Annotated in this window: 24 protein-coding genes; 14 read left to right on the forward strand and 10 right to left on the reverse strand. The window is 72.7% G+C overall.

What is annotated here, in order from left to right; all coding sequences use genetic code 11:
* Nucleotides 1–201 precede the first annotated feature (201 nt).
* Together ACFW1I_RS00815 and ACFW1I_RS00820 are read left to right on the forward strand one after the other, a co-directional pair.
* Entirely contained in the window at nucleotides 202–1,200 is a 999-nt protein-coding gene (locus ACFW1I_RS00815) for an expansin EXLX1 family cellulose-binding protein (RefSeq protein WP_384664765.1), read from the forward strand.
* Nucleotides 1,201–1,429: 229 nt separating this feature from the next.
* A complete protein-coding gene (locus ACFW1I_RS00820; protein ID WP_384664876.1) occupies nucleotides 1,430–3,877 on the forward strand; it encodes a SpoIIE family protein phosphatase in 2,448 nt (815 codons plus the stop codon).
* A gap of 67 nt (nucleotides 3,878–3,944) precedes the next feature.
* Here ACFW1I_RS00820 and ACFW1I_RS00825 read toward each other — a convergent pair whose 3' ends face one another.
* The 4 genes from ACFW1I_RS00825 to ACFW1I_RS00840 all read right to left on the reverse strand — a co-directional run bounded on the left by ACFW1I_RS00825 (nucleotide 3,945) and on the right by ACFW1I_RS00840 (nucleotide 7,506).
* Complete coding sequence (locus tag ACFW1I_RS00825; protein ID WP_384664767.1) at nucleotides 3,945–4,376, reverse strand: RidA family protein; 432 nt, start codon at nucleotides 4,374–4,376, stop codon at nucleotides 3,945–3,947.
* Between the two features lie 46 nt (nucleotides 4,377–4,422).
* Nucleotides 4,423–5,187: a transcriptional regulator gene (locus ACFW1I_RS00830; protein ID WP_384664769.1), complete on the reverse strand. Its 765-nt coding sequence runs from the start codon at nucleotides 5,185–5,187 to the stop codon at nucleotides 4,423–4,425.
* Complete coding sequence (locus tag ACFW1I_RS00835; protein WP_384664771.1) at nucleotides 5,184–6,368, reverse strand: pyridoxal-phosphate dependent enzyme; 1,185 nt, start codon at nucleotides 6,366–6,368, stop codon at nucleotides 5,184–5,186. Before ACFW1I_RS00835 ends, ACFW1I_RS00830 begins: the two co-directional genes overlap by 4 nt.
* 208 nt (nucleotides 6,369–6,576) lie before the next feature.
* On the reverse strand, nucleotides 6,577–7,506 hold the full coding sequence (locus ACFW1I_RS00840) for an alpha/beta hydrolase family protein (protein ID WP_384664881.1): 930 nt from the start codon (nucleotides 7,504–7,506) through the stop codon (nucleotides 6,577–6,579).
* Between ACFW1I_RS00840 and ACFW1I_RS00845 the strand changes: the two genes are divergently transcribed.
* Entirely contained in the window at nucleotides 7,408–8,262 is an 855-nt protein-coding gene (locus ACFW1I_RS00845; RefSeq protein ID WP_384664772.1) for a helix-turn-helix domain-containing protein, read from the forward strand. The two genes, ACFW1I_RS00840 and ACFW1I_RS00845, sit on opposite strands and share 99 nt — an antisense overlap.
* Before the next feature lie 53 nt (nucleotides 8,263–8,315).
* Here ACFW1I_RS00845 and ACFW1I_RS00850 read toward each other — a convergent pair whose 3' ends face one another.
* Nucleotides 8,316–8,918: a GNAT family N-acetyltransferase gene (locus tag ACFW1I_RS00850; protein WP_384664774.1), complete on the reverse strand. Its 603-nt coding sequence runs from the start codon at nucleotides 8,916–8,918 to the stop codon at nucleotides 8,316–8,318.
* Nucleotides 8,919–9,220: 302 nt separating this feature from the next.
* On the opposite strand from ACFW1I_RS00850, the gene ACFW1I_RS00855 reads away from it, so the two are divergent.
* From ACFW1I_RS00855 to ACFW1I_RS00870, 4 genes are all read left to right on the forward strand, one after another.
* Entirely contained in the window at nucleotides 9,221–9,658 is a 438-nt protein-coding gene (locus ACFW1I_RS00855; RefSeq protein WP_384664776.1) for a hypothetical protein, read from the forward strand.
* 198 nt (nucleotides 9,659–9,856) lie between these two features.
* On the forward strand, nucleotides 9,857–10,246 hold the full coding sequence (locus tag ACFW1I_RS00860; protein WP_384664778.1) for a hypothetical protein: 390 nt from the start codon (nucleotides 9,857–9,859) through the stop codon (nucleotides 10,244–10,246).
* 119 nt (nucleotides 10,247–10,365) lie between these two features.
* Nucleotides 10,366–10,653, forward strand: a complete 288-nt coding sequence (locus ACFW1I_RS00865) for a hypothetical protein (protein WP_384664780.1) — start codon at nucleotides 10,366–10,368, stop codon at nucleotides 10,651–10,653.
* Nucleotides 10,640–11,869 carry a glycosyltransferase gene (locus ACFW1I_RS00870; protein ID WP_384664781.1) on the forward strand — a complete coding sequence of 410 codons (1,230 nt, stop codon included), beginning with the start codon at nucleotides 10,640–10,642 and terminating at the stop codon, nucleotides 11,867–11,869. The genes ACFW1I_RS00865 and ACFW1I_RS00870 overlap by 14 nt, the downstream gene beginning before the upstream one ends.
* Before the next feature lie 67 nt (nucleotides 11,870–11,936).
* Here the strand turns inward: ACFW1I_RS00870 and ACFW1I_RS00875 are convergent, their stop codons facing one another.
* On the reverse strand, nucleotides 11,937–13,310 hold the full coding sequence (locus ACFW1I_RS00875) for an NAD(P)-binding domain-containing protein (protein WP_384664783.1): 1,374 nt from the start codon (nucleotides 13,308–13,310) through the stop codon (nucleotides 11,937–11,939).
* 173 nt (nucleotides 13,311–13,483) lie between these two features.
* Between ACFW1I_RS00875 and ACFW1I_RS00880 the strand changes: the two genes are divergently transcribed.
* Nucleotides 13,484–13,846, forward strand: coding sequence for an ArsR/SmtB family transcription factor (locus tag ACFW1I_RS00880; protein WP_384664785.1), 363 nt, complete (start codon nucleotides 13,484–13,486; stop codon nucleotides 13,844–13,846).
* 18 nt (nucleotides 13,847–13,864) lie between these two features.
* On the opposite strand, the gene ACFW1I_RS00885 is transcribed toward ACFW1I_RS00880, so the two are convergent.
* From ACFW1I_RS00885 to ACFW1I_RS00895, 3 genes are read right to left on the reverse strand one after another with little or no spacing between them, the layout of a single operon-like run.
* A complete protein-coding gene (locus tag ACFW1I_RS00885) occupies nucleotides 13,865–14,920 on the reverse strand; it encodes an ArsO family NAD(P)H-dependent flavin-containing monooxygenase (RefSeq protein WP_384664787.1) in 1,056 nt (351 codons plus the stop codon).
* The gene (locus ACFW1I_RS00890; RefSeq protein ID WP_384664789.1) at nucleotides 14,917–15,690 is read right to left on the reverse strand and encodes an aquaporin; all 774 of its coding nucleotides are present in this window, start codon (nucleotides 15,688–15,690) and stop codon (nucleotides 14,917–14,919) included. Before ACFW1I_RS00890 ends, ACFW1I_RS00885 begins: the two co-directional genes overlap by 4 nt.
* A 46-nt stretch (nucleotides 15,691–15,736) precedes the next feature.
* Complete coding sequence (locus ACFW1I_RS00895; RefSeq protein ID WP_384664790.1) at nucleotides 15,737–16,051, reverse strand: ArsR/SmtB family transcription factor; 315 nt, start codon at nucleotides 16,049–16,051, stop codon at nucleotides 15,737–15,739.
* 128 nt (nucleotides 16,052–16,179) lie between these two features.
* Between ACFW1I_RS00895 and ACFW1I_RS00900 the strand changes: the two genes are divergently transcribed.
* The 5 genes from ACFW1I_RS00900 (at nucleotide 16,180) to ACFW1I_RS00920 (ending at nucleotide 21,042) form a co-directional block, all read left to right on the forward strand.
* A complete protein-coding gene (locus tag ACFW1I_RS00900; RefSeq protein WP_384664792.1) occupies nucleotides 16,180–16,596 on the forward strand; it encodes an arsenate reductase ArsC in 417 nt (138 codons plus the stop codon).
* Between the two features lie 132 nt (nucleotides 16,597–16,728).
* Complete coding sequence (locus ACFW1I_RS00905) at nucleotides 16,729–17,589, forward strand: DUF2182 domain-containing protein (RefSeq protein ID WP_384664878.1); 861 nt, start codon at nucleotides 16,729–16,731, stop codon at nucleotides 17,587–17,589.
* A 112-nt stretch (nucleotides 17,590–17,701) separates the two neighbouring features.
* A complete protein-coding gene (locus ACFW1I_RS00910) occupies nucleotides 17,702–18,358 on the forward strand; it encodes a DUF1326 domain-containing protein (protein WP_384664794.1) in 657 nt (218 codons plus the stop codon).
* A gap of 141 nt (nucleotides 18,359–18,499) precedes the next feature.
* The gene (locus ACFW1I_RS00915; RefSeq protein ID WP_384664796.1) at nucleotides 18,500–20,008 is read left to right on the forward strand and encodes a DUF4246 domain-containing protein; all 1,509 of its coding nucleotides are present in this window, start codon (nucleotides 18,500–18,502) and stop codon (nucleotides 20,006–20,008) included.
* 281 nt (nucleotides 20,009–20,289) lie between these two features.
* On the forward strand, nucleotides 20,290–21,042 hold the full coding sequence (locus ACFW1I_RS00920) for a ricin-type beta-trefoil lectin domain protein (RefSeq protein WP_384664798.1): 753 nt from the start codon (nucleotides 20,290–20,292) through the stop codon (nucleotides 21,040–21,042).
* A 46-nt stretch (nucleotides 21,043–21,088) separates the two neighbouring features.
* On the opposite strand, the gene ACFW1I_RS00925 is transcribed toward ACFW1I_RS00920, so the two are convergent.
* Nucleotides 21,089–22,156, reverse strand: a complete 1,068-nt coding sequence (locus tag ACFW1I_RS00925) for a nuclear transport factor 2 family protein (RefSeq protein WP_384664800.1) — start codon at nucleotides 22,154–22,156, stop codon at nucleotides 21,089–21,091.
* Nucleotides 22,157–22,289: 133 nt separating this feature from the next.
* Between ACFW1I_RS00925 and ACFW1I_RS00930 the strand changes: the two genes are divergently transcribed.
* Nucleotides 22,290–23,042, forward strand: coding sequence for a hypothetical protein (locus ACFW1I_RS00930; protein ID WP_384664802.1), 753 nt, complete (start codon nucleotides 22,290–22,292; stop codon nucleotides 23,040–23,042).
* The last annotated feature ends 17 nt before the right edge of the window (nucleotides 23,043–23,059 follow it).

The raw sequence follows: 23,059 nt of genomic DNA on the forward strand, positions 1-23,059 counted from the left end.
GGCCCACAGGACCGACCTCGCCCGAGCGGCAAGCGCCGAGTCCGCGTCACGCCACGGTCCCCTCTTCCATCGGGCATCCGCACCGCCGGTCACGGCCCGCGCGCGAACGGATCGGCTCCGGCTCCGAAGTCCCCGGCAACCCTTCGGCCTCCGGCGGCAACCAGAGGAGTGCACCATCGGCACGATCTCCGGACGGACGGCATGCGGACAGCACGACAGGCGACGCGGCAGCGGCGGCACAGGCGTGAACGAGGACACGGACTGAGGTGGAGCGCGGTGGCGGCGACGGCGGCCGCGGGCGCCCTCGTCCTCCTGGTGCTGGCGCTGCGGCCCGGCCCCGCGGCGGACGTGGGGGCGGCCACGACCCTGGCCCCCGTCGCCGGCACCGAGTCGGCCTCGCCCACGCGCACTCCCCCGACCGCTTCCGCGCCCCCGACCCGCGCCACTCGGACGCCGACGACCTCCGCGTCCGCGTCAGCGAGATCCTCGGCCTCGGCCTCGGCTCCGATCCGGGGCACGGCCACCTCGACGGCGAAGCCCGCTCCGACGGTCCGCCCGCAGACGACCGGCGGCGGGGCGCCGCGGACGGGGCGCATCCAGCCCCGGCGCACCTACCAGGGGGTCGCGACCGCGTACAAGGCCGCGGACGGGAACGGCGCCTGCCTGTTCGGGCCCAGCGACGACCTCATGGTCGCCGCGATGAACACCACCGACTACGAGACGTCCCGGGCCTGCGGCGCGTACGTGCTCGTCCGCGCCGCCAACGGCGCCTCGGTCACGGTCCGGATCACCAACGAGTGCCCGCTGCCCTGCGCGCCGGGGCAGCTCGACCTCAGCGAGCAGGCGTTCGCCGCGCTGGCGGACCTCAAGGTCGGCAGGCTCCCGGTCACCTGGAGCCTGCTGAGCCCCGGCACGCTCGGCCCGCTCTCCCTCCGGTACAAGACCGGCTCCAGCCCCCACTGGTGCGGGATCCAGGTCATCGGCCATCGCAATCCGGTCGAACGGCTGGAGGTCCGCACCCCACAGGGCTGGCGGCAGCTGCCCCGTACCGCGTACAACTACTTCCTCTCCGCCGACGGCGGCGGATGCGGCGGCTCGATCAGGATCACCGACATCTACGGGGAACGGCTCACGGTCGACGGGATCGCGGTGAAGCCGGACGTCGTCCAGCCGACCCGCGTCCAGTTCGCCCCGCACTGAGCCCCGTCACCGCCGCGCACGGCGGAGGCGACGGCCACGTTGCGCGTACGGACCGCCGCGAACCGCGACCGGGGCGGCGCGGCGGACGGCGCGGACCTAGGCTGGAATCAGCGGGCCCAGGCTGGAATCAGCGGACCCAGGCGGGAATCAGCGGGCCCGGGCTGGAATCGGCCGCCGGACACCGGTCCCGGCGAGCACCGCCGTCCGGACGGAGGCGTGGCGCGTGGACATGGCTCCCCAGCAGGACGCCCCGACGGCCGCCGTCGTGATCGACCCGGACGGTGTGGTGAGCGGCTGGAGCGAGGGCGGACGGCTGCTGCTGGGCTGGACGGCGGAGGAGGCCGTGGGGCGGCCCGTGACCGACCTGCTGGTCGATCCCCCACCACCCGGCTTCCCCGAGGGCCACGGCGCCGACCCCGATCCCACGGGGTTCGTCGCCCTGCGCCACCGGGACGGTTCCACGGTGGACGCGGTGGTGGAGGCCCACCCGCTGTTCGGCCCCGGCGGGCGGCCGCTGGGCCACGCGATGACCGTCCAGCGCTGGGGACGCCGCCCGGTGATCGCCGACCGGGCCTTCGAGCAGTGCCCCTTCGCCCTCGGCGTCTACGACACCGACCTGCGCTTCCTGTGGATCAACGCCTCCTCGGGCCGCGTGATCGCGCACTCCGAGGAGCAGGTGCTCGGCAGGAAGTACCGCGAGGTGCTTCCCGAGTTCGACCGCTCCCTCTTCCCCGAGAGGGACGACAAGCCCTACACCGACCGGCTCGCCGAGGTGGCGAGGACCGGCGAACCCGCCCGTCTCATCACCGTCTTCCGCCCGCTCGGCAGCAACTACTCCAACGCCTGGGCCACCAGCATCTGGCCCGTCCGGGACGGCGAGGGCCGGGTCCGCGCGGTCGCCAACTGGGGATTCGACATGAGCGCCGAGTACTGGGCCCGGCAGCGCCTGCTCATGCTCAACGAGGCCAGCGGCGGCATCGGCCGGACGCTCGACGTGATCGGCACGGCCCAGGAGCTGGCCAGGACACCGGTGCCGGGGTTCACGGACCTCGTCACCGTCGACCTGTTCGACGAGGTGCTGCGCGGAGAGGAACCGCCCACCGTCTCCGCGTTCACGTCCGGCGGGACCGTCGTGCTCAGCCGTGCCGCCCGGCACGGCGTGAAGGAGGACACCACGGGGGCTCCCGGGCACACCGCGCCGGTCAGCCACCCTCCCGCCTCTGTCGCCGCCCGCTGCCTGGCCACCGGCGCGTCCACGGTCGAGCTCGCCGCCGAACCCGGCGAAGGCGGCGAAGGCGGCGAATGGGCCTTCGGGCCCGGGCTCGCCGCCGACCCCGCCCACTGGCCGCCGGGGAACCCGGTGATCGACGCGTCCCTCGCCGCCGACGGGCTGACCGGCCGGATCACCGTGCCGCTCCGGGCGCGCGGCACCCTGCTCGGGGTCGTGGCCTTCTCCCGCCTCGACCGGCCCGAGGCGTTCACCGCCGACGACCTGATCCTCGCCGAGGAGATGACCGCCAAGGCGGCCGTCGCCATCGACAACGCCCGCCGGTACGCGCGCGAGCGCACGACGGCCCTCACCCTGCAGCGCAGCCTGCTGCCGCAGGGCCTGCCGAACCAGGAGGCCGTCGAGGTGGCCTCCCGCTACCTGCCCGGCGGGGCCGACGCGGAAGTGGGCGGCGACTGGTTCGACGTCGTTCCGCTGTCCGGCGCCCGGGTCGCCCTGGTCGTCGGCGACGTCGTCGGCCACGGCCTGCACGCCGCGGCCAGCATGGGCCGGCTGCGCACGGCGGTCCGCACCCTCGCCGACGTCGACCTGCCGCCGGACGAACTGCTGACCCACCTGGACGACCTCGTCCTCCACCTCTCCGGCGACCTCCAGCCCGCCGACCACGTCCAGATGAGCGGCGAGTCCGGTGCCACCTGCCTGTACACCGTCTACGACCCCGTCACCCGGCGCCTCACGCTGGCGAGCGCCGGCCATCCCATGCCGGTGATCGTCTCTCCCGACGGCACCGGGACACCGGTGGCCGCACGGCCGGGACCGCCGCTCGGGATCGGCGGGCTGCCCTTCGAGGTCACGGAGCTCGACCTTCCCGAGGGCAGCCTGCTCGCCCTCTACACGGACGGCCTGGTGGAGAGCCGGGAGCGCGAGGTCGACGAGGGCCTCACCGAACTGCGGGAGATCCTGAACCCCTCGGCCACGTCGCTGGAAGCGCTGTGCGACACGGTGCTGGCGGCCATGCTCCCCGCCCGCCGCACCGACGACGCCGCCCTGCTGCTCGCCCGCACGCGCGCCCTGGACCCCCATCACGTCGCCGACCTGGACGTCGACCCCGACCCCTCGCAGGTGTCGCGCGCCAGGACGTTCGCCGCCGAACGGGTGGACGCCTGGGGCCTGGAGGAGGCGTCGTTCATCACCGAACTGGTCGTCAGCGAGCTGGTCACCAACGCCATCCGGTACGGCGAGCCGCCGATCAGGCTGCGGCTGATCCGCGACACGTCCCTCATCTGCGAGGTCTCCGACTCCAGCAACACCGCTCCGCACCTGCGCCGGGCCCGCATGTTCGACGAGGGAGGCCGGGGCCTGCTGCTCGTCGCCCAGCTCACCCAGGGATGGGGCACCCGGCACACCAGCCGCGGCAAGACGATCTGGTGCGCGCAGGCCCTTCCCTAGGCGGAGTACGGGCGTCCGTGGGCCCGCGGCCCCTGCGTCGGGCAGGGTGCGGTTCAGGCGTTCCGCCTCACCTGCCGCCCGTGCCCACGGCCGCGGTGGCCTGGACCTCGACGGCGGCACCGTAGTGCAGGCTGCTCACGCCGGCGACCGCGCGGGCGGGCCGGTGGGGGCCGAGCCATGCGGCGTAGATCGCGTCGAACGCGGGCCACTGGGCGATGTCGGTGACGTAGACGGTCACGGAGATCAGGTGGTCGCGGTCCGTGCCGGCCGCGGCCAGGCAGTTGTCGAGGTTGTGCAGGACCATCCGCACCTGGGTGTCGAACGGCTCCTGCGCCGCGGGGGTGCCGTCCGCGTGCAGCGGGAGCTGACCGGACACGTGGGCGACGCCGTTGTGGACCGCGACGTGCGAGTAGTGACCGAGCGGGACGATCATGGCGGTGCTGTCGGCCAGGCGGATGTCGCCGGCGCCGGCCGTCCGGTGGGACGGGGAGTCGGTCATGGAAGTTCTCCTGGGGGAAGTCACGGCAGTTCTGGGGCGGTTGTCGCTACGGCTGCTTCGTGTAGTTGTAGACGGTCGCCCGGGAGACGCCGAGCTGGTCGGCGATGAGCTGTGCGGAACTGCGGGTCTCGAAGAAGCCCTCCCGGTGCAGCCGATGCACCAGTTCGCGCTTCTGGTCACGGCTGAGGCCACGCGGCGTGCTGGAGCGCTCGGCCGCGAACGCGTCGATGGCCGACCGGAGTTCGCGTCCGGTGCGGTCGCGCAGGGTCTCCAGTGCCTCGCCCTGGTGTTCGACATCCGTGGCGACGAGGTTGGCCAGGGTCAGGGCCAGCGGCGACAGCGTGCTGACGTCCAGGTTCAGGCACAGGGCCGCGACGTAGCGTCCCTCGGCGTTCTTGATGCCGATCGAGGTGCTCTTGGCCGGGCGTCCGTCGGGGAACCGGTTGCTGTAGTTCTGGATGACGCTTGGGTAGTCGGGGTTCGCGATGCGGCTCAGGCCCAGTTCGGTGGCGGGATCGCCGATCTGCCGACCGGACAGGTTGTTCTCGATGACGCGGATGGCGCTGTCGGGCCGGCGCAGATCGTGCAGGACGACCTCGCACAGCCCGGGGAACATCCGCCCGATGGCGACGGCGATGCGCTCGGCTACCCGTACGAGGTGCTCGTCGTCCGGTACCAGGTGCTCGTCGTCCGATACGAGGTGTGCGTCATCCGGTCCAGGGGACGTGGCCTGCGGTGCGTGGTGCTCGGCTTCCGGTACGGCGGGCCGGGCCGCGCGGTCGTCGTCCGCCCGGCCGGTGGGGCGGGTCATCGGGCGCTGCCCGATCCGCGAGGGCCCGCACCGTACCCGGCGAACACCGCCGCCATCGTCTCCGCGGACTTCAGCCCCGCGCCGGTGAGCACGACGACGGTCGTCTCGCCCGGGGCGATCTCTCCGGTCGCGATGAAGTGATCGAGCGTCGCCGCGGCGACGCTGCTGGTCGGCTCGGCGTACAGGCCCCGCGCGCTCAGTGCGCGGACCGCGGCGTGGATCTCCGTCTCGGGGACGGCGTAGGCGGCGCCGCCGGAGCGGTGGATGGCCGCCACCGCTTCGGGCAGTCGGACCGGGTGGGCGATGGACGCGCCCTCGGCGATCGTCGGCACGCGCTCGCCGCGCCGGGCCGGGTCGACGCCGTTGAACGTGTCGGCGATGGTCGCCCAGTGCTCCGGCTGCCCGACGAACAGGCGCGGGCGCCTGTCGATCTGGCCCGCGTCGAGCAACTCGCCGAAGGCGAGGTCGCACCCGATGACGTTGCTGCCGGCCCCGGCCACGAGGACCACGTTGTCGGGCGCGGTGAAGCCGAGCGACTCCCACATCTCGTAGGCGATGGTCTTGGTGCCCTGGATGAACATGGGGTGCCAGTTGTGACTGGCGTAGGGGATCCGCTCGGACTGCCGGATCGCCTCGTCCGCGACCTCGTCGCGGGTGCCGCCCACGAGTTGGATCTCCGCTCCGTAGGCACGGGCCTGGAGGATCTTGGCCTCCGCGGTGGCGGCGGGAACGATGATCTTGGCGTGGATGCCGGCCGCGGCGGCGTAGGCGGCCACCGCGGCGCCGCCGTTGCCCGAACTGTCCTCGAGTACGCGGTCGGCGCCGTGCGCCGCGAGGTGGGACATCATCACCGACACGCCCCGGTCCTTGAAGCTGGAGGTCGGGTTGAACCACTCCAGCTTGAAGTGGACGCGCCTGCCCGCCCAGTCGAGCGGAACCATCGGCGTGCACCCTTCCCCCAGGCTCACCCGGCGGGCCGCCGGGACGGGCAGGGCCGCGTGGTAGCGCCACAGGGACCGTTCGGCGGTGTCGATCTGCTCGGGACGCAGGCCCGGCAGCGCACTGACGGCGAGGGGGCCGCCGTCCTCGCCGCGCCAGCGGGGGTCATCCAGGGAGTAGCGCTTTCCGGACCGGTCGTACAGGTCGGGGGCGGTGACGGCTGCGTGCTGTTCGGCGTTCATAAGCGGCTCCGGCTGCTCCTCGCTCGACGTGCGGTCACGGGGTTCCACGGTGCGGCGGGCCCACCGCACCCCTCACGTTAGAGGAAGATTCCAGATATGGACAGAGAGTCCAACCGCTCGTCGATGCGCCAGGGTGAGAACCTTCCCCCGTCGGCAAGCGCAAGGGATGTCACCCTCGGGCCGTCCGGCGGCCGAGGGTGACGTGGCTTCAGCTCACGTGCTTGTCGAACCACTCGACCAGCTGCTCGGGGTGCTCGGAGAAGCAGTTGTAGCCGTCCCAGCGTCGCGTGCTGCCCTCGATCCAGAACAGCTTCTTGTCGCCCGCGGGGACGGCGTCGAAGATCGCCTGCACGTCGGAGGGCTTGGTCAGCGCGTCGTCGCGCACCTGGGTGATGAAGGTGGGCACCTGGCAGTTCTTGGCGTACTCGATCGGCGACACCTCGTCGATGGTGAAGCCGAGGTTCAGCTCCACCTCCCGGTCCACGGCCTCGAACTGGTCCGGGATCCCCATCGCCTCAAGGTTGCGCTCGACCATCGCGCGCATCGAGATCGGCTGGATGGCGACCAGGGCGCGCACGTCCGCGAAGAGCTCCGGATGACGGGCCATCGCCACGAACGTGGCGTTGGCGCCCATGCAGCGGCTGAGCAGGCCCACCTTCATGGTCGCCGTGTCGGGGCGGGACGTGGCGTACCGCAGCGAGCCGGCCACGTCACGGGACTCGAACCGGCCCCAGGTGAAGATGAAGCCGTTGGCGTCGCCGCTCTGGCCGTGGTTGCGTGCGTCGTAGGTCAGCACGTTGTACCCGGCCTCATGCAGGTGCTGGTATTCCCGCATGTAGTTGACCTCAACAGTGTTGCCGGGGACGAACTGCCACGGGGGCAGGTGCGAGGGGAAGCCGTAGCGGTTCATGGGCATCGGGTGGTTGGCGATGACCAGCTTGTCCGAGCCCGGGCAGGGGATCCACCACGCTTCCAGCGGGGTGCCGTCCAGGGACGGGAATGTGACGTCCTCGTACGCCATCCCGTACTCGTCCGGCGTGTGCAGGATCGGCGCGCGGACCGGGCTGCTGAGACCCGGCAGTTTCCGACCTCCCGCCGCGCCAGGATCGGCCCGCAGCAGGTGGGGCTTCCGGCCCATGGCCCGCGTCGGGTGCCGGGACTGCGGCGCGCCGAGGTCGCGCAGCTCGCCGGGGTCAGCGTCGAGTACTACGCGCGGCTGGAGCGCGGCGACCTGTCAGGCGTGTCGGGCCAGGTCCTCGACGCCCTCGCGCGGGCGCTGCGGCTGAGCGAGGACGACCGCACCCATCTGGAGGATCTCGCCCGCGCCGCCGGTCCAGGACGCCGACGCGGGCGACGCCGCCCGGCCGCCACCGCGGTGCGGCCGAACGTGCAGCGCCTCCTGGACTCCATGGCCTGTCCGGCGTTCGTCCTGAACGGCCGTGGTGATGTCCTGGCCGCCAATGCCCTCGGCCGCGCGCTCTACTCCCCCATGATCGAAGCCGCAGGGGGTGCCACCCCCAACCACGGCCGGTTCATATTCCTGGACTCCCGCTCTCGCCGGTTCTGGGGCGACTGGGAAAGCGCCGCCGACAACCTGGTCGCCCTCCTGCACGCCCAGGCCGGCCACGACGTCCGCCAGTACCACCAGGGCGCCAAAGTCATCCACCACCCCGTGGTCGGCACCCTCCGCCTCGCCTACGAATCCCTCGACCTGCCCGCCGACGGCCTCATCCTCTTCACCTACGGCGCCGAACCGGGCAGCGACTCCGAAGACGCACTGCGCATCCTGGCCAGTTGGGCCACCGACCACGTCCCCGACCGGCCCGAGCACTCCCCCGGCGGAACGAACAACGCCCAACGGCCCGGCGCGCGGCACAGGGGCGACGGCGAGTGAGTCGAGGAGTGGGGCGCCTGGCCGGACCGATCTCGGGGCAAGGGCTCCACCGGTCAGGCGTCCCAGGCGCGAGGACGGGCCAGCTCTTCCCACTCGGGGCGGAGGAGCGAGAACACGGCGAGGTCGTAGCGGCGGCCGCGGTGGAGGCAGGCGGCGCGGCTGATCCCTTCCTGGGTGAAACCGGACTTGGCAAGGACGGCGAGCGCCGGGGCGTTGTCGGTGTGCGTTTCCGCCGTGAGCCGATGCATCGGGAGCTCGCCGAAGGCCAGGTCCACCACGGCGTCCAGGGCAGCGGTGCCGTGGCCGTGGCCGCGATGGCGAGCGGCGATCAGCAGCTCGACCTGGGCCGTGCCGTTGACGATGTTCTGGCTGGTCAGTGAGACATGGCCGACAGGGGCGCTGTCGGGAGGGAGGATGAGGAAGTCGTCTCGGTCGTCGTCTTCGATGTCGCGCTCGATCCGCTCGCGCATCGCGGTGAGTGAGCGTGGCCAGATGCCTATGTGGTGGGCGGCTACGGGGTCGGATCTCCAGCTGTGCAGGAGCTCGGCGTCGTCCATGTCGAGCGCCACGAGGCCGACGGACCCGGCCCGCCAGGAAAGCTCCCTTTCGGCCTCTGCGTCATGCTCGTCGCCTGCGATCCTGATGTTCACGGTCATAGGCGGATGTTAGGGGTGCCTCCCGTCCGGAACCACCGCGTTTCTCCGCTCTGTGGAACGTCGTGATGCCTGGTCAGCGACGGGCCGGACAGGGGCGGCAGACAGGTGGAGTGCAGCCTGATACGCCACCGCTCGACAACGGTGGCCGACGTGGCCGGAATGACGGCCCGGCTACCCCGACGCCGGAGATGCCCCACGAATCGCATCCGGATGCCGGCCGTGACCGCCTCGAAGGCCGGCCCGTCACCGGCCTGACCCGCAGCGCCATGGATACGAAGGCCGCTCGTCGGTAGCCTGCGAGCGTGGCTGAGACCTGGGACGAAGCGCAGTTGATCGCGGATGGCTTCGGGCGTGTGATCGTCGAGTTGGAATGGTACGACGGACCGCGCGTCGGCCTCGTCGACCTTGGTGGGCAGCCCTCCTACTTCGACGGCTATGGCCAATACATGGGCGACGGGGCTGACGAGTACCGCGTCTGGCCTGCGAGCCCGGCTGTGGCGGAGTTGGAACGCGAGCAGTGGGCGATCTACGTCGACTGGAACGAGCGCCAGGGGGGTGGGGCTTCCTGTCTGGACCAGGGCGGAGTCAACGCGCGTTACGACGAACTGAACGCACTGCTGGCGCAGTACCGTCAACCACCGGACGATGCACCTCGGCTTGTGGGTGAGCTTCGGTGTACCGGCTCTGGCCACCAGGTGGAAGGGACAGACTGCTGGTTCCGGTGGGTCGCGGGTCTGTAGCGCGCGGCTTCTGGATGAAGTCGCTTTAGGCGCTGCGGTAGCCGGCCGCGAGGCTGTCGGGCGTCCACGGTTCTCCGGGTGTCGTTGCGCTTGACGAGCCGGACGGAATGCCCGCCGGGGCTCGCCCGGCCCGAGACGCGGACGGCGAGGGAAGGGGGCGGTGAGGCGGGGGGCCTGTCCTTGGCGCAGCATGGGGGGATGGCCACGAAGTCGATCGCGCAGAAGCTGCTCGTCAAGCCGGGCACCCGGGTGTGGATCTCCGACCTCCGGTACCTGGAGCTCGTCGCCGGGATCCCGCCGGACGCGGACACGGACACCGGGCCCGACGAGGCCGATGTGGTGCTGGCCTTCGCCGAGGACGAGGCGGCGGCCCGCGCCCTGCTGGAGCGGCACGCCGAGGCGCTGAAGCAGGCCCCGGTCGCCTGGATCGCGTACCCGAAGGGCAACAGGTCGGACATCAACCGGGACACGCTCTGGCCCATCGCCGCCGAGTTCGGGCTGCGCCCCAACGCCCAGGTCGCGGTCGACGAGCACTGGTCGGCCCTCCGGTTCAGGGCGCTGCGGGAGGGCGAGGCCCCGTTCGGCTGACGCGGTCATGAGCCGGGGACGGCTTCCCGATTTGCGCCGATCTCACGTCTCGTCATGAATGGTGCGTGGGGATCACCGGAGATTCCCGGCCCGGAACCCTCCCCGGAACGAGGTGGCCCTTGGGCTCCGCACCACGGCATCCGTCGCGTCCGTCCGCCACGTTCACCCCCACCCGCCCCGCCTCGTCGGCGCGCTGGAGGGCGGTCTTCCTGCTGGGCGGGCTCGTCTGGATCGCGGCCGGCCGGCTGGCCGTGGCGCTGCTCGGCCACTCGGGGATCCTCGTCCGGCTGCTCCTGGTGACGGCGTGCTCCTGCGTGTTCTTCGGCATCATGATCGCCTGCGGCATCGCAGTGCGCCGCAGGCAGGAAAGCGACGGGGAGTGGGAGACACACCGTGCGCCCCATTGACCTCGTCCTGCTCTTCCTCGCCTACTACCCCGTGGTCACCGGGGCCGCGTGGATGGTCGGCGGCATCGTCTTCCGCGTCACGGACGAGAAGCCCGGCCTCGTGACCCCGCCCGGCGGCTGGCCCGGCGTGACCGTGCTGGTCCCCGCGTACAACGAGGAGAGGGTGATCGCCGGCTGTGTCGCGGCGCTGCGCGCGGTGGACTATCCCGGCCTGGAGATCCTGGTCCTCAACGACGGCTCCAAGGACGCGACGGTCGCCGTCGCCCGCGCCGCCGCAGCCGGCGACCGGCGCGTCACCGTCCACGACGACGGGGTCAACCTGGGCAAGGCCGACCGCCTCAACGACGGCATGCGCAGGGCCCGCCACGGCCTCGTCCTGGTCACCGACGCCGACACCCACCTCCACCCCGACGCCGTCAAGTACCTCGTCGCCCGCATGCTCCGCTCCCCGCGCTACGCCGCGATCGCCGGCAGCCCGCGCGTCACCAACCGGCGCGGCGTGATCACGTTCATGCAGATGCTGGAGACGGCCTCCCTGATCGGCCTGATGCGCCGCACCCACGCCCTGGCCGGCCGGGTCGGCACGGTCGCGGGCGTCCTGGGCCTCTTCCGCCGCGACGCCGTCCTGGCCGTCGGCGGTTACGACCCCGCGATGGCCACCGAGGACATCGAACTGACCTGGCGTCTCCTCCGGGCCGGCCACCTGACGGGCTTCGAACCGAACGCGCTGGTCGGCATGGAGGTCCCCCAGACCGTCCGCGCCATCTGGGCCCAGCGCACCCGCTGGTCCCGCGGCCAGGGGGAGGTGCTGCGCACCCACGGCCGCCAGGTCCTCCTCCGCCTCCGCCACGCGTCGATGTGGCCGATCGCCGTCGAGGCCCTGCTGTCCTACGTCTGGGTGCTCATGCTGCTGATCGCCACGGTGTACGCCGCCGTGCACGTGGCCCTCCACCCCGACGACACCGCCGCGTTCCGGGAGATGCTGGCCTGGGGCGTGGGCATCGCCGTCATCGCCGTGATCCAGGTCATCGTCGCCACGCTCGTCGACCGGCACCTGGACCGACGCCTCCCCCTGGCCTGCCTCCTGCTGCCGATCTACCCGCTGGCCTACTGGACCGTCAACGCCCTGGCCGCGATCCACTCCGAGACCCGGGGCCTGCTCCGCGGCCCCCGCGAGAAGCGCGTGGTCTGGGACCTGGAACGCAGCGACAGCTGACAGGCGATCACCCCGATCCGTGACCGCGCCCCCGCCCCGCGCGTACGGGGCGGGGCGGGGGGCCGTGTCACGATCCGCAGGACGGTGCCTGGCTGCCGGTGCCGAGCTGGATCAGGGTCGGGGCCGGGGCGCAGCAGCCTCCGGCCTCGGTCGCGGTGTCGGCGTCGGGCTGGTCGAAGAGGCCGGCGCCGCCGCAGACTCCGGTCTCCGGGAGGACGAGTTCGACGCGTTCGGCGGACTCGTGGTCGCCCGCGATGGCGGCGACGACGGAGCGGACCTGCTCGTAGCCGGTGAGGGCGAGGAAGGTCGGGGCGCGGCCGTAGGACTTCATGCCGACCAGGTAGACGCCCGGCTCCGGGTGGGACAGCTCCTTCACCCCGTGCGGGTAGACGGTGCCGCAGGAGTGCTGGTTCGGGTCGATCAGCGGGGCGAGGGCCACGGGCGCCTGAAGGCGCTCGTCGAGGTCGAGGCGGAGTTCGTCGAGGAAGGAGAGGTCGGGGCGGAAGCCGGTCAGGACGACGATCTCGTCGACCGGGTCGAGGCGGCGGCCGTCCTCGGCCACGAGGACGAGCCGTTCGCCCTGGCGCTCGATCGCCTCCGTGCGGAAGCCGGTGACGGCGTCCGCGTGGCCGGCGTCGACGGCGGCCTTGGCGGCGAGGCCGAGGGCGCCGCGGGCGGGGAGCTGGTCGGCGGTGCCGCCGCCGAAGGTGGAGCCGGAGATGCCCCGGCGCAGGATCCACACCGCCTTCGTTCCCTCGCCGTCCTCGGACCCGGCCAGGTCGGCGAGCGAGGCGAGCGCGGTGAACGCGGAGGCGCCGGAGCCGATCACGGCGGTGCGCTTGCCCGCGTAACGGGCGCGGACGGCCGGGTCGCCGAGGTCCGGGACGCGGTACGCGACGCGGTCGGCGGCGGCCTTCTCGCCGAGGGCCGGCAGGCCGGAGGCGCCGGCCGGGCTCGGGGTGGACCAGGTGCCGGAGGCGTCGATCACCGCGCGGGCGAACAGGCGCTCTTCACCTCCGTCGGCGCGGGCGACATGGACGACGAAGGGCTGGTCCTCGCGGTCGGCGTCGACGATCCGGTCGCGGCCGGCGCGGGAGACGCCGGTGACCGTGGCGCCGAAGCGGACCTTGTCGCCGAGGACGTCGGCCAGCGGCCGGAGGTACTGCTCCGCCCAGTCGCCGCCGGTCGGATACGTCGTCGCGTCGGGCTTCACCCAGCCGGTGGGGGCCAGGAGCTTCTCGGCGGCCGGGTCGGTGACCTCGCCCCAGGTGGAGAACAGCCGGACGTGCGACCAGTCGCGCACCGCCGCGCCGGCCGTCGGCCCCGCCTCCAGGACGAGCGGTTCGAGACCGCGCTCGACGAGATGGGCGGCGGCGGCCAGGCCCGAGGGCCCGGCCCCGATGACCACGACGGGCAGCTGGTCGGTGACGGTGGCGTTCACGACGGTTCCCCTCTTTGCTTCGACGTTTGTCGATGGCTTGTGCGGCCAGCATGACATCTGCATCGACACCCGTCAACATAGACATTCATCGAATTCACGAGGGGGCCCCCGACCCCACCCCCCTGTCCGGAATCCCCCTGGGGACCTGGTTCGACATGTGTCAACATAGATGTATGTCGAATGCCTCCGCCTCGCCACTGCTCCAGCCGGACGCCGCTCCCTGCTGCCCGCCCTTGGCCGAGCGCCCGCTGACCGCCGAGGAGGCCGAGCGGACGGCGAAGATGTTCAAGGCGCTCGGGGACCCCGTACGCCTCCGGCTGTTCTCCGCCGTCGCCTCCCACGAGGGCGGCGAGGCGTGCGTGTGCGACATCTCCGACGTCGGCGTCTCCCAGCCCACGGTGTCCCACCACCTGAAGAAGCTCAAGGAGGCCGGGCTGCTCAGCTCCGAGCGGCGCGGGACCTGGGTGTACTACCGCGTCGAGCCCGCCGTGCTGGCCGCGATGGGACAGCTGCTGACCAAGGCGGCCGCCGCGTAGCCGGCGACCGACGGATGGTCAGCGCAGGCTCGCCGCGATCGCGCGGGCGGCGTCGCGGGCCGGTCGGCCGACCCCGATGAGGGTCGCGGAGGCCGGCCCGGTCCAGTCGCCGTAGCCGAGCAGGTGCAGGCGCGGTTCGCCGATCGCCCGGGTGCCGACCGTGGGGATGCGGCCGCGCGGACCGCGCAGGCCGAGCGGGGCGAGGTGGGAGAGGGCGGGGCGGAAGCCGGTGCACCAGAGGATCGCGTCGGCTTCGGCTGTCGTGCCGTCAGGCCATTCCACGCCGGTGGCGGTGAGCCGGGTGAACATCGGCCGGGCCTTGAGGAGGCCGGCGTCGCGGGCTTCGCGGACGGGCGGGACGGCGACGATGTCGCCCAGGGAGGCGACGCCGCCGGTGTCGGTGCGGCCCTCGTCGAGGGCCTTGCGGCGTGCGGTGGCGTGGTCGAAGAGGGCGCGGCCGTCGATGTCGTCGGCGAGGTAGCGGGGCTCGCGGAGGGTGACCCAGGTCAGGGCCGTGTCGTGCGCGAGGTCGGCGGCGATCTGGGCGCCGGAGTTCCCTCCGCCCACCACGATCACGCGCCGTCCGGCGAAGTCGGACGCCCGCCGGTACTCCACGGTGTGCAGCTGGGCGCCCTGGAACTCCGTACGTCCGGGGACGGCCGGGACGAAGGGGCGGGACCAGGACCCGGTGGCGCTGACGACCGCACGGGCCCGCCACGTCCCGGAGTCGGTGTCGACCCGCAGGCGCTCGCCGTCCCGGTGGACGCCGGCCACGCGCACGGGCCGGTGCACGCGGAGCTCGTACCGCTGCTCGTAGTCGGTGAGGTACGCGACGACATGGGCGGCGTCCGGGTACGTCTGGCCCGGTTGCGGGGGCATCAGGCGGCCGGGGAGGGAGGAGTACGCGGCGGGCGAGAAGAGCCGGAGCGAGTCCCACGTGTGCTGCCAGGCGCCGCCCGGCGTGGGCTGGGCGTCGAGGACGACGCAGTCCAGGCCCAGGCGGCGCAGGTGGTAACCGGCGGCGAGCCCGGACTGGCCGCCGCCGATCACCACCACGTCCACGGACCGGATCACTCCGCCGCGTCCGTCCTGGCGCGCGCGAAGATCACGGCGACCAGGGCCAGGCCCACGACCGTCCCGATCAGCTGCACGCCGATGAACGCGGGCACCGAGCCGGGGGCGATGCCGGCGAAGGTGTCGGTGAACGCCCGGCCGATCGTCACCGCCGGATTGGCGAAGGACGTGGACGAGGTGAACCAGTAGGCGGCGCCGATGTACGAGGCGACCGCGACCGGCGCGAAGCGGAGGCGGTCGGTGCGGGCGAGGCCGAAGATCAGCAGGATCAGGCCGGCGGTGGCCACGACCTCGCCGAGGAGGAGGTTTCCGGCGGAGCGGTCGTGCGTGGACCACTTCACCAGCGGCTCGCCGAACATCGCGTCCGCCAGGATCGCGCCGAGGATCGCGCCGACGGTCTGCGACGGGAGGTACACGGCGAGCTCGCGCCCGGTCACGCCCGCGCCGCCACGGCGGGCGGTCCACCACTCGGCCAGGGTGACCGCCGGATTGAAGTGCGCCCCGGACACCGGCCCGAGGAGGGCGATCAGCACGCCGAGGCCGAGGACGGTGGCCGTGGAGTTGGCCAGGAGCTGCAGGGCCACGTCGTCGGTGAGGGCGGTGGCCTGGATGCCGGACCCGACGACGATCGCCACGAGCGCGGCGGTGCCGACGAGCTCGGCGGCGGCGCGGGCGGCGAGCGGGGTACGGGGCGGGGTGGCGCCGGGGGCGGGCTGCGGCGACGGGTCGGTGGCCATGGCGTCGCTCGCGGCGGGCTCGGTGGCGGTCACGGGCGGGGTCTCCTCGGCAGGTGAGGCACGGGGGCGGGGACTACGGCTACGGGCAGGACCGCTTGACATTCGCCTCGGTGGTCAGACGCGCGGTCTGCGCGAGTGCCGCGAACTGCCCGGCGAGCTGCTCGATGACGTCCGGCTTCAGCCGGTAGTAGGTGAACCGGCCACAGGGCTCCGTGTCCACGACTCCGGCCTCGCGCAGCACCCTCAGGTGGTTGGAGAGGTTGGTCTGCCGGGCGCCGGTCTCCTCCACCAGGTGGGTGGTGCACAGCGTCTCGCGGGCGAGCAGGGTCACGATCCGGAGCCTGAGCGGGTCGGCCAGCACCCGGATCAGATCAGCGTCGACTGACGTCATCATGGGCTGATACTTTCACATCAGCCGATCCTGATGTCACCGGGGGCCGTCCCCGTCACCAACCTCCGCTCCTCCAGCCGGACCGTCCCCGCTCCTCCAGCCGGACCGTCCCCGCCCCACAAGGAAGAACGATGACCGCTCCGCTCGCCTCCGTGCTCTTCGTCTGCGTCCACAACGCCGGCCGCTCCCAGATGGCCGCCGGATTCCTCTCCCACCTCGCAGGCGACCGCGTCGAGGTCCGCTCGGCCGGATCGCTCCCCGGCGACCGGGTGAACCCGGCCGCCGTCGAGGCGATGCGGGAGGTCGGCGTCGACATCTCCACGGCCGCCCCGAAGATCCTCACCACCGAGGCGGTCCAGGCGTCCGACTACGTCATCACCATGGGCTGCGGCGACGCCTGCCCGGTCTTCCCCGGCAAGAAGTACCTGGACTGGGCCCTTGAGGACCCGGCCGGCAAGGGCGTCGACGCCGTCCGCCCCATCCGCGACGAGATCCGGACCCGCATCGAGGCCCTGATCGAGGAGATCGACGCACGCCGACAGGCGTGAGCACCTCACGGCGAGCACCAGGCGCACCTCCCCCTACCCGCGCGTCCGCCAGGGCGACCGTCCCCGAGGGCCGCTCGCGGCGCAGGGGGACGTGTGCTGTGCTGGAAGCAGCAGCCGTGGGAAGGCACGCCGATGCGCCGCAGCCGGATCTCCGCCTTCGTACCCGCCCGGCCGATCGCCCCGACCGGAGCCGACGGAGGCTTGCGGTCCACGCGGAGTCTCGCGGCCGCCTGGGTGGTGGTCGCCCTGATCACGGTGCCCGCGTGGGTGCTGACCGTCGGCCAGGCCCGGGACATGGGCGTCGAGCCCGGCACCATGGGGATGGCGCTGCCCCTGTTCCTGCTGCTCTGGGTCGTCATGATGGCGGCCATGATGCTGCCGTCCATGGCACCGGTGGCCCTCTCCTGGGTACGGGGCATCGGCCGCCGGTCCTCCGGCTGGGCCCGGACCCTCCGCACCGCCGAGTTCGTGGGCGGCTACCTGATCGTGTGGACCGCCTTCGGGCTGCTCGTCTACGCGGCCCTCGCCTTCACGGGCGGCCTGGTGGACGACCACCCCACCGCAGGCCGCTGGATCGGCGCGGTCGCCTTCCTGCTCGCCGGCCTGTACCAGCTCGGCCCCCTCAAATACGTCTGCCTTCGGCACTGCCGCGACCCGCTGAGCCATCTGGTGCGTTACGCCGGCTTCCGGCGCCCGGCGCGCGACCTGCGGGTGGGCCTCCACCACGGCGTGTACTGCGTCGGCTGCTGTGCGGGACTGATGGTCGTCTTCATTCCGCTCGGCGTGATGAACGTGGCGGCGATGGCGGGACTGGCCCTGGTGGTCTTCGTGGAGAAGCTGTGGTCCCGCGGCGTCCTCCTCAGCGGTGTCGTCGGCGTCGCCTTCCTCGTGCTCGCGGTGCTCGCGCCGTTCCAGGACTGGATGCTGCCGGGCCTCGAAGGCTCGATGCCGACCATGGACGACATGGGACGCGGCCCGGTTCCCTCCCCGTGACATGAGGTGCAAGCTGGAAGGGAGACCGTCCCTCCGACCCCGGGAACGGGCTCGGGACAAGCGGTCTCGCCACTCCGAGTGAGCTCCTCGGAGCTCGGCTGGAGGCAGCGAGATGACAGAGCAGGCCACCACCGGCACCCGCTGGCACCTGACGGGCGACTGGTTCGACGTGTGCAAGTGCGCCATTCCCTGCCCGTGCACGTTCGCGCAGCCCCCCACCTACGGTGACTGCGAGGGCGTACTGGTCTGGCACATCCGGGAAGGCAACTACGGCGACGTCCGGCTCGACGACCTCAACGTCCTGATGCTGGGCTCCTTCGAGGGCAACCCGTGGGCCGGCACGCACACCCGCCCGTACGCGGCGGTCTTCCTCGACGAACGCGCCGACGACGAGCAGCGCGCCGCGCTCGGCGCCGTCTTCGGCGGCGAGGCGGGCGGATGGCCGGCGGAGTTCGGCGCGATGTTCCACCCCGAGATGCGGGGCATGGACGTGGTCCCGATCCACGTGGAGGTCGACGAGGACCTCGCCACGTGGCGGGCCGAGATCCCGGGCCGCGTCACGGCGTCCGCCGAGGCGCTCACCGGGCCGACGACCCCTGAGGGTGCCCGCGTCCAGGTCCTCAACGCGCCGGGGTCCGAAGTGGGGCCCGGCCAGGTCGCCACCTGGGGGCGGGCGACCGTCGACCGCGCCGACGCGTTCGGCTTCACCTGGGAGCGCACCGGCAAGTCGAGCAAGTACTTCCCCTTCGACTGGAGCGGACCCGACTGACGACCCCGCCTCCGCCGCACCCCTCGACCGCGGGGGCCGCTTCGGGCGCGCCGGGCGGGGGCGGTGGGGCCGCGGGCCGTCGTGTCGGTCGTCTGACGTATTCTTCCGGCCACCGCACACCGAGCCGAAGGATCAAGAGACTTGACCGGCCTGTCCGCTTTCCCGCTGCCCTTCCACACGGCCCGTTCCCTGCCGTACGCGACGCCCCGGACGCTGCGGGAGCTCCAGATGATGGAGTGCAGCGCGCATGTCCGGGCGAAGCCGGGGTGGTTCGAGAAGAGGAACGACGCCGACATCGTCGCCCGGTGGACGCGGGAGGCGGTCGCCCAGGGCCTGACGGAGGCTCAGGTCCGTTACGTACTGGACGAACTCGGGCACTACGCCGCGCTGCGGGACGGGCGGACCGGCGTGGAGGTGTCCGGCGTCGACGGGGTGTGGCAGTCGGACGCGCTGATCGACGACGGGCTCAGGTCCCGGCTGCGCGAGGCGGTCCGGCCCCTGGAAGACGTTCCGGAGGCGGAGAGGGACTGGCACCCCGGCTCCGACGGCCAGGTCCTCGACCTGGTCCATCCCTCGCTGTTCTGCCTGGTGAGGGAGGCGAGCGGCGCGCCCGAGGAGGCGTGGCGGAACCCGGCGAGCCACTACTCGGCGTACGAGTTCTCGGAGAGGTTCCAGTGGCTGCCCACGGACGTCGAGATCGACGCCGAGGGCGAGGTCTCCTTCCTCTCGTACGTCAACAACGTCCACCCCGAGGCCCATCGCGAACTGAACGCCGTCCTGCCGGAGTTGTTCGGGCGGATGCGCCCGCTCCTGGAGAACGTGCTCACCGACCTGCGCCATCCGCGGCCCCTGCGGATCGAGGCCGATCCCTACGGGTGGTACGACGCTCCGCCGCAGGAGCCGGTCAAGGCCGACTTCGCCGACGAGGGGGAATACGCGAAGGCGTTCCGCACGTGGGTGACGGCCTATGACGACTGGTGGGAGAACCGCCTCCCGGTCGTGCCCGACGCCCCGGCCTTCACCCCGCCCCCGGCGCCCGACGCCTCTGCGCGGGTCGATCTGCGCGGCCGCCGCCTCCAGGTGATCGTCAAGCTCGCCACCGTGCACCTCACCCCGGAGAAGCCCGAGTACGCCGGCGGTTCCTGGCACGTCGAAGGCATGCTGAACGAGCGGATCGTCTCGACCGGCATCTACTACTGGGACAGCGAGAACATCACCGAGAGCCGGCTGAGCTTCCGCACGGCACTCGACGATCCGGAGTACGAGCAGAGCGACGACAACGGCGTGCGCGAGGTCTACGGCCTGGAGAGCGACGACGCGCTGAACCAGGTCCTGGGATCGGCGTCGACGCCGGCGGGCCGCTGCCTGGCCTTCCCGAACGTCCTGCAGCACCGCGTCGGCTCGTTCCGCCTCGCGGACCCCACGCGCCCGGGGCACCGCAAGATCCTCGCGTTCTTCCTCGTCGACCCGTCGGAGAGGATCATCTCGACCTCCGACGTGCCGCCGCAGCAGCCGTGGTCCGCCACCTCGACCATGACGCTCGACCAGGCCAGGGACTTCCGCGAACAGCTCATGCGAGAGCGGAAGTTCTTCGTGGACGAGCACAACGAGCAGCTCTACGAGCGCGAGTTCTCCCTCTGCGAGCACTGACACCGTCTCGGGAGGGCCGTGGTGCGGCGGGCGGTCGCGACCAAACTGCCGGTGCGCATTCGGCCGAATCGCTCGGGCGGCCGGCCTGCTGCGCTGCGGCCGGACGCCCGCTCTCCCGGGCACGCTCCGGTGGACGGGGCTGGCGTGATCTCCTCCCTGAGTCGTTGACCGCGCCCATGGCGCACCCGAAGCTCTCACGTGACCCGCACAACCGTCACGTCGTCACCACGTCTGCCCAGCGGGCACGTTGGTCGACCACCCGTCCCCGTGAGGAACTCCGGATGCGCCGTACCGCCGCACTGTTGGCCACCGCCCTGCTCACTGGAGCCGCCGCGCTCACCGCGACGCCCGCCGGTGCCGCCGAGGGCCCCGCCGTCGCCGCAAGCTCCGCGGCGACCGTCCCGGGCCCCGGGGGTGTCGGGAGCTGTACCGAGGGCGGCATGTCCGCCACGTGCACCGGCCTCGATCCGATGCAGACCTGGAGCGTCGGGGGCACCTGTGCGAGCTGGGACTTCACCACCAACTCGTACGTCTTCACACAGGCGTGGAGCGGCTGGGTCGTCGGCGACACCACCGCCTCCGCGAGCTGCTTCGGGACGAGCACGTGGTGGAGTGGCGGCGTCTCGTTCGGACCCGCCGTCCCGGCCGGACCGGTCGGGCAGGTCACCGGCCTGGCGGGCAAGTGCCTGGACGTGCGCGGCGCCAGCATGGCCAACAAGACGCCCACCCAGATCTGGGACTGCCTCGGCAACGTCAACCAGAGGTGGAAGATCGGCGCCGACGGCACCCTCCGCGCCGTCGGCGTGTGCCTGGACATCTGGAACGGCCGCACCGACAACGGCACCCAGGTGCACACCGGCCCCTGCAACGGCAACATCGCCCAGCAGTGGTCCGTCCGGGGCGACGGAGCGATCGTCAACACGAAGTCCGGCCGCTGCCTGGACATCCGGGGCTTCGACACGACCAACGGGAACATCGTGCAGATCTGGGACTGCAACGGCACCTCGAACCAGATCTGGCACCTGCCCGTCTGACGCGCCCCGGCCGCCCCCGCCGCCGGGTCGGCGCGCCGTCGCCGTCCTAGGACGCCAGCTGCCGGAGCAGCTCGCGGATCTCGTCCTGGTCCGCGACCAGCGGCAGCGTGTCGAAGTACAGCTCCCACTCCCCGTCCGGGCCGAAGCGCTCCACGATCCCGAAGGGCACGCCGGTCCGGGTCGCGGTGCCGTCGTGGACGGTGGCGGTGCCGTGCCACTCGACGTAGGTGGTGGTGGCGCCGACGGCGACCTGGCCTGCCCGCAGCCGCAAGTCGGCAACGGAGAAGAGCCGTTCCAGGTAGGCGCGCCGTCCGGCGTCGGTGGTGAGCGGAGCGTCGAGGCCGGGGCCCGCGAGGCGGGCGCCGGGCAGGCGGCCGAGGAGGGCGCTCGTGTCCCCGGCGTTCCAGGCGGCGAGTCGGGCGGGGATCTCGCCCGTACGGAGGCGGGGGGCGGCGGGCGCGGCGTCCGGGTCCGGGGCGCCGGAGTCGGATTCGGAGTCGGTGACGCCGTCGAAGAGGGGCGTGGGCGCGGTGTCGGGCAGCGTGTCCTGGAAGAGGACGGCGCGGTCGTAGTAGCGACGGGCCTGGATCGTGCGGCCGTCGTCGCCGAGGACGTTCCGGGCGATCTGCGGGTAGACGACGGTGCGGCCCTTGAGCGTGACCTCGTTGCGCTGGCCGAAGACGACGGTGCTGCCGTCGGCGACCACGTCGGTGCCCTCGTAGCGCAGGCTCGGCACGAGGCGCAGGGAGTTGGCGATGGAGGCGCCGATGACGGCGGGGCCGCGCTGCGCGGGGCCGCCGGCCTCCCAGAGGGAGGCGTCGGGGTCGAAGATGTCGAGGTAGGCGGCGACCCGCGGGTGTCCGGCCCCGTCGGCGGCGGGCGGGGTGCCGGTGGGCATCTCGCCGAAGGTGATCTGCCGCCGCAGGAAGGCGCAGGTGTTGGGGGTGAGCCGGCCTTCGAGGCGCTCGACCTCCGCCCGTGCCTCGGGGCAGTCCACGTGGGCGGCGGCCACGACGCCGCCGGGTTCCGCCTCCGCGGGAGCGGTGACGACCACTCCCGCGGCGACCGCCGCCGCCACCGCGATGCCCACCGTCGTCCGTCGGCCCGTACCCATGCTGAACCCCTTGTGTGTCTCGTGCGGCTTCCCACCGGGGCGGTGCCGTCCCGGTGGGATCACCCTGCTGGTCGAGGGGGTGGATGGTCGATTACCCGTCAGGTAATGCACGGCGCCGGGGGACACTGGGACCATGCCTGCCGCACTCCATCGTCCCGCCGCCGCCCTCGTCTGCGTGGCCGTGGCCGTCTCAGCCACCGCCTGCGGTCCGTCGCCGGGCGGCGGCCCGACCCGGACCGAGATGCTCGGCAGGGCGATCGAGGCGACGGAGTCGGCCACGTCCGTGACCGTGCACACCGACGGGATGTCCTTGATGGTGCCGGTGAAGGGCCGCGTCTCCCTGGACGAGCGGGGGAACTGCACCGCCACGATGTCCTACGGCACGGCGGGCACGGTCGACCTGATCACGATCGACGGAAGGGACGTGTACCTGCGCCGCGACGAACCGCTGTTGCGCACGCAGGAGCGGCACCGGAGCCCGGAGGACCTGAAGGCCCTGGTCGCCAAGGTCGGCGGCCGCTGGACGCGGCCGGCCGTCGGGGGCCCCGGCGCCCCGGCCGAGCTGACGCTCTGCGCCGGCGTGAACCTCCCTGCCGGTCTGGAGAACGGCTGGGACGACGATTCGGGGAAGGGCGAGCCGGCCACCGTCGACGGGCGGAAGGCGCTGAAGCTGGTGCGGCGGGGCGGCGAGAGCGAGACGACGGTCTACATCGCCGCGGAGGGCCCGCCGTACCTCCTGAAGATCGTCACGAAGGGCGGCGAGTCGCCGGGGACGACCACCTACGCGCACTACGGCCGGGCGGGCGGGGCGGAGGCCCCCCCCCCCCGGGCCCTCGGCGTCCCCCGCCGAGCCACCCCCCGCGGCGGCCGCGGCCCGCCGGCGTAGGACTGCCCCGGCCCCCC

It is taken from the genome of Streptomyces sp. NPDC058955, assembly GCF_042741435.1.
Taxonomy (GTDB): domain Bacteria; phylum Actinomycetota; class Actinomycetes; order Streptomycetales; family Streptomycetaceae; genus Streptomyces.

What these genes read in the sequence shown, in the direction of transcription:
- ACFW1I_RS00900 (WP_384664792.1), top strand. Translation starts at nt 16,180, where the DNA reads ATGACCGCTCCGCTCGCCTCCGTGCTCTTCGTCTGCGTCCACAACGCC.
- ACFW1I_RS00880 (WP_384664785.1), top strand. Translation starts at nt 13,484, where the DNA reads ATGTCGAATGCCTCCGCCTCGCCACTGCTCCAGCCGGACGCCGCTCCC.
- ACFW1I_RS00860 (WP_384664778.1), top strand. Translation starts at nt 9,857, where the DNA reads ATGGCCACGAAGTCGATCGCGCAGAAGCTGCTCGTCAAGCCGGGCACC.
- ACFW1I_RS00895 (WP_384664790.1), bottom strand. Translation starts at nt 16,051, where the DNA reads ATGATGACGTCAGTCGACGCTGATCTGATCCGGGTGCTGGCCGACCCG.
- ACFW1I_RS00825 (WP_384664767.1), bottom strand. Translation starts at nt 4,376, where the DNA reads ATGACCGACTCCCCGTCCCACCGGACGGCCGGCGCCGGCGACATCCGC.
- ACFW1I_RS00905 (WP_384664878.1), top strand. Translation starts at nt 16,729, where the DNA reads ATGCGCCGCAGCCGGATCTCCGCCTTCGTACCCGCCCGGCCGATCGCC.
- ACFW1I_RS00815 (WP_384664765.1), top strand. Translation starts at nt 202, where the DNA reads ATGCGGACAGCACGACAGGCGACGCGGCAGCGGCGGCACAGGCGTGAA.
- ACFW1I_RS00925 (WP_384664800.1), bottom strand. Translation starts at nt 22,156, where the DNA reads ATGGGTACGGGCCGACGGACGACGGTGGGCATCGCGGTGGCGGCGGCG.
- ACFW1I_RS00930 (WP_384664802.1), top strand. Translation starts at nt 22,290, where the DNA reads ATGCCTGCCGCACTCCATCGTCCCGCCGCCGCCCTCGTCTGCGTGGCC.
- ACFW1I_RS00830 (WP_384664769.1), bottom strand. Translation starts at nt 5,187, where the DNA reads ATGACCCGCCCCACCGGCCGGGCGGACGACGACCGCGCGGCCCGGCCC.
- ACFW1I_RS00920 (WP_384664798.1), top strand. Translation starts at nt 20,290, where the DNA reads ATGCGCCGTACCGCCGCACTGTTGGCCACCGCCCTGCTCACTGGAGCC.
- ACFW1I_RS00910 (WP_384664794.1), top strand. Translation starts at nt 17,702, where the DNA reads ATGACAGAGCAGGCCACCACCGGCACCCGCTGGCACCTGACGGGCGAC.
- ACFW1I_RS00835 (WP_384664771.1), bottom strand. Translation starts at nt 6,368, where the DNA reads ATGAACGCCGAACAGCACGCAGCCGTCACCGCCCCCGACCTGTACGAC.
- ACFW1I_RS00840 (WP_384664881.1), bottom strand. Translation starts at nt 7,506, where the DNA reads ATGGGCCGGAAGCCCCACCTGCTGCGGGCCGATCCTGGCGCGGCGGGA.
- ACFW1I_RS00820 (WP_384664876.1), top strand. Translation starts at nt 1,430, where the DNA reads ATGGCTCCCCAGCAGGACGCCCCGACGGCCGCCGTCGTGATCGACCCG.
- ACFW1I_RS00850 (WP_384664774.1), bottom strand. Translation starts at nt 8,918, where the DNA reads ATGACCGTGAACATCAGGATCGCAGGCGACGAGCATGACGCAGAGGCC.